The 8353-nt window shown below is 70.2% G+C and carries 10 protein-coding genes; 3 read left to right on the top strand and 7 right to left on the bottom strand.

Translation table 11 applies throughout. The features are described from left to right. The 3 genes from C1I98_RS08705 to C1I98_RS08695 form a co-directional block, all read right to left on the bottom strand. Positions 1-760 (bottom strand): serine/threonine-protein kinase (locus C1I98_RS08705; protein WP_146607342.1); only part of this gene is annotated, 760 nt, incomplete at its 3' end. Positions 761-930: 170 nt separating this feature from the next. Next, positions 931-1743, bottom strand: coding sequence for an ABC transporter permease (locus tag C1I98_RS08700; protein ID WP_199536813.1), 813 nt, complete (start codon positions 1741-1743; stop codon positions 931-933). Continuing rightward, on the bottom strand, positions 1740-2693 hold the full coding sequence (locus C1I98_RS08695) for an ABC transporter ATP-binding protein (RefSeq protein ID WP_111166557.1): 954 nt from the start codon (positions 2691-2693) through the stop codon (positions 1740-1742). The genes C1I98_RS08700 and C1I98_RS08695 overlap by 4 nt, the downstream gene beginning before the upstream one ends. A gap of 201 nt (positions 2694-2894) precedes the next feature. On the opposite strand from C1I98_RS08695, the gene C1I98_RS08690 reads away from it, so the two are divergent. Continuing rightward, a complete protein-coding gene (locus tag C1I98_RS08690; RefSeq protein ID WP_111166556.1) occupies positions 2895-3578 on the top strand; it encodes a DUF1707 SHOCT-like domain-containing protein in 684 nt (227 codons plus the stop codon). Positions 3579-3599: 21 nt separating this feature from the next. On the opposite strand, the gene glpX is transcribed toward C1I98_RS08690, so the two are convergent. Continuing rightward, a complete protein-coding gene (gene glpX / locus C1I98_RS08685; RefSeq protein WP_111166555.1) occupies positions 3600-4643 on the bottom strand; it encodes a class II fructose-bisphosphatase in 1044 nt (347 codons plus the stop codon). Positions 4644-4738: 95 nt separating this feature from the next. Here glpX and C1I98_RS08680 point away from each other — a divergent pair, with 95 nt between their 5' ends. Together C1I98_RS08680 and C1I98_RS08675 are read left to right on the top strand one after the other, a co-directional pair. Next, positions 4739-5344 carry a TetR/AcrR family transcriptional regulator gene (locus C1I98_RS08680; RefSeq protein ID WP_111166554.1) on the top strand — a complete coding sequence of 202 codons (606 nt, stop codon included), beginning with the start codon at positions 4739-4741 and terminating at the stop codon, positions 5342-5344. A gap of 72 nt (positions 5345-5416) precedes the next feature. Further along, on the top strand, positions 5417-5944 hold the full coding sequence (locus C1I98_RS08675; protein ID WP_111166553.1) for a DUF4245 domain-containing protein: 528 nt from the start codon (positions 5417-5419) through the stop codon (positions 5942-5944). Positions 5945-5969: 25 nt separating this feature from the next. Here the strand turns inward: C1I98_RS08675 and C1I98_RS08670 are convergent, their stop codons facing one another. From C1I98_RS08670 to C1I98_RS08660, 3 genes are read right to left on the bottom strand one after another with little or no spacing between them, the layout of a single operon-like run. Beyond that, positions 5970-6197 carry an exodeoxyribonuclease VII small subunit gene (locus C1I98_RS08670; protein ID WP_111166552.1) on the bottom strand — a complete coding sequence of 76 codons (228 nt, stop codon included), beginning with the start codon at positions 6195-6197 and terminating at the stop codon, positions 5970-5972. Positions 6198-6206: 9 nt separating this feature from the next. After that, complete coding sequence (gene xseA / locus C1I98_RS08665; RefSeq protein WP_111166551.1) at positions 6207-7430, bottom strand: exodeoxyribonuclease VII large subunit; 1224 nt, start codon at positions 7428-7430, stop codon at positions 6207-6209. Positions 7431-7453: 23 nt separating this feature from the next. After that, positions 7454-8302 (bottom strand): DUF8129 domain-containing protein, encoded by an 849-nt coding sequence (locus tag C1I98_RS08660; RefSeq protein WP_111166550.1) that lies wholly within the window; start codon positions 8300-8302, stop codon positions 7454-7456. Positions 8303-8353 lie beyond the last annotated feature (51 nt).

Below are 8353 nucleotides of genomic sequence, written 5' to 3'. Positions count from 1 at the left end.
CCGTTGGGCGGGCCGCGGGGTGTTTGGCCAGGCAGGCGGCGACCAGCGGGAGCAGGCGGTCAGGGACGCCGGTGAGGTGCGCCTCGTCGTACGCGATGGCGTGCAGGATGGCGGGTATCCCCAAACCCGGGAAGGCGGTGCGCCCGGTCGCCGCGTAGACCATGGTGCCCGCCCAGGAGAACAGGTCGGATGCCGGGGACACGGGCAGGCCGGTCAGTTGTTCGGGGGACATGAACGACGGCGTGCCCATCAAGCCCCTGGTGCTGGTCGTGTGGCCGGACGCGCGGGCGATGCCGAAGTCGATCACCACCGGGCCCTCGGGGCCGAGGATCACGTTGCCCGGCTTGAAGTCGCGGTGCAGCACCCCGGCCGCGTGGATCGAGGCGAGCGCGGTGAGCGTGGCCACCGCCAGGCGTTCGAGGCCGCTGCCGGTGCGCGGGCCCTCGGTCTTGACGAACCGCTCCAGCGACGGCCCCGGGACGTACTCGCTGACGATGTACGGCCGGCCGCCGACCAGCCCCGTACCGATGACCTTGGCGGTGCAGAAGGTCGCGACGCTCGCCGCGACCTCCGCCTCGCGCTGGAACCGCCGCCTGGTCTCGTCGTCGCCCGCGAGCCAGGATTTGAGGACCTTGATCGCCACCCGGCCCCCGGCGGCGGACTCGCCCAGGTAGACCGTGCCCTGACCGCCCTCTCCCAGCCGAGCCGAGATCCGGTATTCACCGATCTGCGGGAACTCGGGCGCGCGATGGTCGCTCACGACGTCACTCCGTGTGGTCGGCGGTCATAGTGGCCCGTGCTCAGCGTAGACCCGCCCGAGACCCGACACGAAGATGGCACCGTACTTCACGATGTCGGCCATTGAATTGTCCCGGCCACGGGCTTTTTCGTCATTTCGCTCGCAGCCGGGAATTGCCCTCCGAATTGCACTCAGTCGATGAGCCGGGCTCGCATCTTCCACAGGGCCAGGCACCACATCACGGCGGCGAAGACGGCCAGGACCCCGACGTGGAGCAGCGAGTCGAGGCCGAGCCTGCCGAAGACCGCGCCCCGGACCAGCTCGACGCAGTGGTAGAGCGGGTTGAACTGCGCCACTGTGGCCGCCCACCCCGGCAACTGGCCGATCGGGAAGAACGTGCCCGCGACCAGGAACATCGGGGTCAGCGCGCCGGTGATGATGTAGTCGAAGGTGTTGATGGACGGCACGATCGCCGAGACCCACATGCCGAACAGCGCGAACGCCAGCCCGGTCAAAAAGCCGATCAGCGGCACCAGCAGCATCCCCCAGCTCGGGTCGAGGCCGAAGGCCATGCCGACCAGCAGGGGCGCGCAGCCGTACACCCCGGCCTTGGCGGCCAGCCAGGACGCCTCGGCGGTGACCAGCTCGTGGACATCGACCGGGGCGGCCAGCATCGCGTCGTAGGTGTGCTGGAAGGTGCGCCGGATGAAGGTGTTGAACATCCCGCCGAACGCGCCGATGAACAGCACGGCCGTGGAGACCACGCCGGTGGCGACGAAGTCGCGGTAGGCGTAGCCGTACAGGGTGCCGATGATGGAGCCGAAGCCGTAGCCGAACGCCAGCAGGTAGATCGTCGGCTCGACCATCGCGGCGAACGACGTGGACGGCCAGTAGCGCCGGTAGAGGGCGAACTCCCTGCGCCACACCGCGCGGACCGGAGCCCACTCGAACAGGCCGAGGCGACCACGGGCGGAGCGGGTCATGCTCGTCTGGGTCGTGCTCATTCGACGGACTCCCCGGTGAGGACCACGAACACGTCTTCGAGGTTGGCCGGACGTTTGATGCTGAGCGCGCCCAGCCGGTCGGCGACGGCCTCTGGCAGCCGCTCGGCCTGGAGCACCGACACCGAAGGGCCGGTACGGCGGGTCGGGAAGCCCGCCTCGCGGGCGATCTCCTCAAGCCCGGCCAGCCGCTCCGGCGGGCCGTAGTGCTCGTGGACCTCGGCCCCGGCGTGCTCGGCGATCAGTTTTTCCGGGGTGCCCCTGGCCACCACCCGGCCGTGCGACATCAGCGCGCACTCGTCGGCCAGCCGCTCGGCCTCCTCGATGTAGTGGGTGGACATCAGCGTGGTCACGCCCTCGTCGCGCAGGCGGGCCACCAGCGCCCACAGCTCCTGGCGCACCTGCGGGTCGAGCCCGACGGTGGGCTCGTCGAGCAGGACCAGGCGCGGCGCGTGAACCAGGCCGCGCGCGATCAGCAGGCGGCGGCGCATGCCTCCGGAGAGGTTGACCGTCTTGGTATCGACGCGGTCGGTGAGCTGGGCCAACGCGACCGCGCGCCGCACGGCGTCTCGGCGCTCGGCCTTGGGCACCCGGTAGAGGTGGGCGAACACCTCCAGGTTTTCCCGGACGGTCAGCTCCTCGTCGAGGTTGTCCATCTGCGGGACCACGCCCATCAGCGCGCGGGCCTGCTTGGACATCTTCGGCAGGCTCAGCCCGAGCACGGTGATCTGGCCCTCGTCGGCCCTGGACTGGGCGGTGAGCAGGCGCATCGTGGTGGATTTGCCCGCGCCGTTGGGACCGAGCAGGCCGAGGCAGATGCCGGTGGGGACGTCGAGATCGAGGTGGTCTACGGCGGTCACGTCGCCGTACCGCTTGACCGCGCCGGCGATGCGGATGGCCGGGGCGGAAGCGGTCCGTGGATCGGGCGCGAGCGGTGCGCGGAGGGTGCCCATGTAACCAACTGTAGAGGTTTTCCCCGACATTTTTTCAAACGCTTTTTCGGCAGTCGAGCGCCAATCGGCGAAGAACGTGATCTTTGAGTGGTTTGGTACGCCAGCTTTTACGAAATTCATGACATAACTTTCCGTGACGGCCGAGGGCGCCCAAGGAGTCTGCTACGCCCTTACCGGGCGTACGGGGCTTATTGTCGAAGTATGGAAGAACGTCCGGGGGCCTGGCTCCCTCGTCTGTCCGAGGTCGGAGAGCGGCTCGCCGAGGAGTGGCACGCCGTTCGACGTGCGCGCGAAGGCGCGTCCGGTACGGCCGGCGCCAGTGGCTCCACCCGGACGCCCGCCCCGCACGAGATGCGCGCGTCCGACGCCGACCGCGAGCGCATCGCCGAGGTGCTGCGCGAGGCGCTGAGTGACGGACGGCTCGGCATGGCCGAGTTCGAGGAACGGCTCGACGTCGTCTACAAGGCCCGCACGCTGGGCGACCTCGCGGGCGTCACGGCCGACCTGCTGCCCGCCGACCGGCAACCGCTGAGGCTGGACGGCGGGCAGGTGGCGGCGATCTTCAAGAAGGAGAACCGCGAGGGCCGCTGGGTGGTGCCCGCCGAACTACCGGTGACGGCGATGTTCGGCACCACCAAACTCGACCTGCGCGACGCGATCATGCAGAGCCGCCGGGTGATCATCAACGCCACGCTGGTGTTCGGCGGGCTGGAGATCCACGTCCCCGAGGGGGTCGAGGTGATCCGGGTGACCAAGGACAAGACGGTCACCCTGACCCGCAACCCGGCCGCCCCCGACGCTCCTGTCATCGAGGTCCGCACCCAGAACTTCCTGGGCGAGGTCAAGGTGAAGGAGCCCCCGCGCCGCCGCCGCGGACGCAGGTGAGACGCAGGTGACCAGTACGGATCAGCCCGCCGTGTCAAAGTTGATCGCGCTGTAGGCGCGCAGCTTCCACAGCCGGTGCTCGCTCTCGATCTTGCGTACCGTGCCCGAACGGCCGCGCATCACCAGCGAATGGGTGACCGCCGCGCCGCCCTGGTAGCGGACGCCGCCCATCAGTTCTCCGTCGGTGATCCCCGAGGCGGCGAAGAACACGTCGTCGGAACGGACCAGGTCATCGGTGGTGAGCACGGCGTCGAGGTCGTGCCCGGCGTCCAGGGCCCGGCGTCGTTCGGCGTCGTCCTTGGGCCACAGTTTGCCCTGGATCACCCCGCCCAGGCACTTGAGCGCGCAGGCCGCGATGATGCCCTCCGGGGTGCCGCCGACGCCCAGCATCAGGTCGATGCCGGTGCCCGGCCGGGCCGCCATGATCGCCCCGGCCACGTCGCCGTCGGTGATGAACTTGATCCGCGCCCCGGTCTCCCTGATCTCCTTGACGATCCGCTCGTGCCGCGGACGGTCCAAGATGACCACCGTGACGTCGGATGGGCTGGCGCCCTTCGCCCGCGCCACGGCGGCGATGTTGTCCGCCACCGGCGCGTTGATGTCCACCACGGCCGCCGCCTCCGGCCCCGTGACCAGCTTTTCCATGTAGAAGACCGCCGAAGGGTCGTACATTGACCCGCGTTCGCTGACCGCGATCACCGAGATGGCGTTCGGCATGCCCAGGGCCGTCAGCCGGGTGCCGTCGATCGGGTCCACGGCCACGTCGCACTCCGGGCCGCTGCCGACGCCCACCCGCTCGCCGTTGAAGAGCATGGGCGCGTTGTCCTTCTCGCCCTCGCCGATCACCACGACACCGTCCATGGACACGGTGTTGATGAGCTGGCGCATCGCGTTGACGGCGGCGCCGTCCGCACCGTTCTTGTCGCCGCGCCCCACCCAGCGGGCCGCCGCCATGGCGGCGGCCTCGGTGACGCGGACCAGTTCCAAGGCGAGGTTGCGGTCGGGCGCGTGCTCGCCCGTGGCGAGTGCGGATGGTACGGGCGTTTGAGGTGTTTGTTCGGACATTCCGGCGAACCCTCCTGTGTTAGCACCATTCCCGGCAACTGCCTCGATCGTAGTTGGCTGCCTTCCGGCGACCGGCGGAGGATAATGGCGCCACCATGAGCGACGACGACGAACGGCCGGTGACCGGCGTGACGGTACGCACCTCGGAAAGGGGCGCGGCGACGCGCGGCGCGATACTCGAAGCCGCCAGAGCACTGTTCATCACCAGCGGCTTCGCCGAGGCCGCGGTCACCGAGGTCGTCGCGCGGGCGGGCACGAGCGTCGGCAGTCTTTACCACCATTTTTCGGGTAAGGCCGACCTGTACCTCACGCTGTTCGAGGAGTTCCAGACCCGGCAGACCCAGCGGACCAGACAGGCCGTCCAAAGCGCGCGGGCCGCGGGCGTGGACGACCCGATGCGGCTGTTCACCGCCGGGGCGAGCGCCTACCTGGCCGGGTGCTTAGCCGAGCGGGAGCTGTCGGCGCTGTTCCTGCGCGGCGACGGACCGCCCGGCTTCGATGTGATCATGCGGGAACGACTGCGCAAGTGGACCGAGCGCAACGCGGCGCTGTTCGAGCCGGACGAGCGGGCGCTGGTCGTGGTGCTCACCGGCGCGCTGGCGATGGCGGTGTCGGAGGTCTCGCTGTCCGACGACGAGGACGCCTCGCGCCGGCTGTCGGACGAGGTACTGGCCATCGTGGAGGCCATCTCCAGGCCATGACCCGCTAACCCCAGGCCATCCAGGGCCGGTCGGGAACGAGACCGCGCCCCGCAGCGGGTAATCTCGCCAACTGTGCAGCGTTTCGCCCAGGGATTCTACGGATACGTGTTCGCCGTCGTCGTGTGCTTGGGGATGGTCGGCATCTTCCTGCTGATCACGCCGACCGGGCGGTCGGAGCACATCCCCCAGGTGGACTACACGATCGACCTGTCCAACGCCCGCCGTACCGCGTCCTACCAGGTGTGGGCTCCTGCCGCCGCGCCGAAGGGCTGGATTCCCACGAGTTCGCGCATGGTCCCGAGCAAGGGCACGGTGACCTGGCGGCTGGGCTTCGCCACCGCCTCGCGCGCGCACGTGATGCTGGCGCAGAGCGATGAGAAGCCGCTCGCGGAGTTCGCCGACCGGATGGCGGGCATCGCCAGGTCGGAGGGCACCCAGCAGGTCGGCGAGGCGACCTGGGAGCGCCGCTTCCGGCCGGACAAGAAGCAGCGCTCGCTGGTGCGGGTGCTGCCGGACGCGACCATCGTGGTGACCGGTACCGCCGACTGGCCCGAACTCACCGCACTGGCCGCCAGCCTCAAGCCCCAGCCCGCCGCGTAGCCTGTGGCCGCCCGCTCAGCAGGGCTCAAAAGGGCGAGTCGTCGGCGTCGGGCTGCCTGCGCTGGGCCATCGCGGCGGCGAGCTTCACCCGGGCCCCCTGTAGCCACTCCTCGCACAGCGCGGCCAGCTTCTCGCCGCGCTCCCACAGCTCGATCGACTGCTCCAGGGTCAGCCCGCCCGCCTCAAGGCGGCGGACCACCTCGGTCAGCTCCTCGCGGGCCTTCTCGTATGAGGGTGCGTTCTCTTCTGCCACGTGCCTACCCTAGGGCTCCTCATCGGGCTCGGAACCGTCCGCGCGGGCGGTCACCCGGGCGTCGGTGAACCTGATGGTCAGCGCGTCGCCCACCGACACGTCGGCGGCCCGCCGTACGACGTCGCCCCCGGGGCGCTGCACGATGGCGTAGCCGCGCTCCAGCGTGGCGGCGGGGGAGAGGGCCACCAGACGGGCGCGCAGGTGCCCCAGGGAGTCTTCCGCGCGGTCCAGCGAGCCGCCCAGGCTGCGGCGGACCCGGTCCCTGAACTGGTCGACCTGCTCGGCCCGGCGCTCGATCTCGCGTACCGGATCGGCCAGCGACGGACGCGAGCGCACCGACGACAGCCAGGCCAGCTCGCGATCCAGCCAGCCCTTGACCATGCGGCGGCCGCGGTCGCGGAGCTGGCGTACCAGGGTGAGCTGCTCGCCCACGTCGGGCACGACCTTCTTGGCGGCGTCGGTCGGCGTGGAGGCCCGTACGTCGGCGACCAGGTCGAGCAGCGGGCTGTCCTGTTCGTGGCCGATCGCGCTGACCACCGGAGTACGGCAGGACGCGACCGCCCGCACCAGCGACTCGTCGGAGAAGGGCAGCAGGTCCTCGAACGAGCCGCCGCCCCTGGCCACGACGATCACCTCGACCTCGCGGTCGGCGTCGAGCCGGGCCAGCGCCTCGGTGACCTCGCCGACCGCGTACGGACCCTGGACCGCGACCTCCTCCACCTTGAACCGCACGGCGGGCCAGCGCCGCCGGGAGTTCTCCAGCACGTCGCGCTCCGCGGCCGAGTCACGGCCGCAGATGAGCCCCACAGTGCCCGGCAGGAAGGGCAGCCGCCGCTTGCGGTCGGTCGCGAACAGGCCCTCGGAGGCGAGCAACTGCCGCAGCCGCTCCAGCCGCGCCAGCATCTCCCCGACGCCGACCGGCTTGATCTCCAGCGCGGTGAAGGCGAACGAGCCGCGGTTGACCCAGAAGTCCGGTTTGACGTGGACGACGACGCGCGCGCCGTCCACCGGCCGCGGGACCGTCGCCTCGTACACGCCACGCGGGCAGGTGACGCGCGCCGAGACGTTCGCGACCGGGTCGCGCAGGGTCATGAACACCGTGCCGCCGCGCGCGGTCAGCTCGGCGATCTCGCCGTCGACCCAGATCGTGCCGAGTTTGCCGATCCAGCCCGCGACCATCTGCAGCACGGTCCTGACCGGGATCGGCTGCTCAGGGGAGGTCTTCTGCGCCATGTCAGGAACCTATCGGGCGATGGCTATTCGGCCCTCGATTCGGCGATCTTGGCCAGCCGGTTCTCGTACATCTTGATGATGTTCGCGCGGTCGGCGGTGGCCTGCTCGTAGGCGAGCAGCGCACGGACCTCTTCGGCGGACTTGCCGCGCAGGCGGGCGCGCAGGGACGCCATGCTCAGCTCGGCGTAGTTGGGCATGGGCTCGATCAGGTCGGTACCGGCGGGCTCGGTTTTGGCAGGCTCGGCGGTTACGGCGGGTACGGCGGGCTCGGCGACGGGTTCAGCGACCTTGGCGGTGGGCTCTGCGACCACGGCGGGCCCCGCGGGCTTGGCCTTGGGGGCCTCGGCGGGTTCGACGGTCTCGGTGACGTCGGTGACGTCGGTGACCTCTGCGGCCTTCGCGGGCTCGGGCTCCTGCGGCGCTTCGGCCTTTTCCGGCTCTTCCCGCTTTTCCGGCTTCTCGGTTTCCGCCGCCTTCTCCGGGCGCGGTGCGAAGATGACCGGCTCGCGGCGGGCCGGCTTGGCCTCCTTCGTGGCCACGGAGGTCTCCTCGCCCGCGGCCGTACGGGCCGCCTCGGCCTTCACGCCCTCCGCCGTGGTGTCGGGCAGCGCCTCCCGCCCTTCCGCCTTCTCCTTGTCCTTGACGGCCTCTTTGACGGCTTCCTGGCTCGTCTCGGCCTCGTCCTTCGTACCGATGCGCTTGAGCCTGGTACGCAGCCGATCGCCGAACAGCAGCGCCTGGCCGACCCCGCTGAGCGTGGTCTGGAGCACGTTCATCGGAAGGTCCTTGGCCTTCGCCTTGAGTCCGTCACGGTCGGAGAACGCGTCGCGGACGGACTTCGCGACGTTACGGACGACGTCGGGTAGGGACATAACGGCTCCTCGGGAGGTCTGTCTACTGGACGGCTAGTCTGGCAAAAGACT

Source organism: Spongiactinospora gelatinilytica, from assembly GCF_003236385.1.
In the GTDB taxonomy this organism is placed as follows: Bacteria; Actinomycetota; Actinomycetes; order Streptosporangiales; family Streptosporangiaceae; genus Spongiactinospora; species Spongiactinospora gelatinilytica.
Note: the sequence above shows the minus strand (reverse complement) of the source record. Positions and strands in the feature narration are given on the sequence as shown.

Excerpts from the sequence above, each read along its gene's own strand:
- C1I98_RS08695 (WP_111166557.1), bottom strand. The coding sequence starts at position 2,693 with ATGGGCACCCTCCGCGCACCGCTCGCGCCCGATCCACGGACCGCTTCC.
- glpX (WP_111166555.1), bottom strand. The coding sequence starts at position 4,643 with ATGTCCGAACAAACACCTCAAACGCCCGTACCATCCGCACTCGCCACG.
- C1I98_RS08700 (WP_199536813.1), bottom strand. The coding sequence starts at position 1,743 with ATGAGCACGACCCAGACGAGCATGACCCGCTCCGCCCGTGGTCGCCTC.
- C1I98_RS08690 (WP_111166556.1), top strand. The coding sequence starts at position 2,895 with ATGGAAGAACGTCCGGGGGCCTGGCTCCCTCGTCTGTCCGAGGTCGGA.
- xseA (WP_111166551.1), bottom strand. The coding sequence starts at position 7,430 with ATGGCGCAGAAGACCTCCCCTGAGCAGCCGATCCCGGTCAGGACCGTG.
- C1I98_RS08660 (WP_111166550.1), bottom strand. The coding sequence starts at position 8,302 with ATGTCCCTACCCGACGTCGTCCGTAACGTCGCGAAGTCCGTCCGCGAC.
- C1I98_RS08680 (WP_111166554.1), top strand. The coding sequence starts at position 4,739 with ATGAGCGACGACGACGAACGGCCGGTGACCGGCGTGACGGTACGCACC.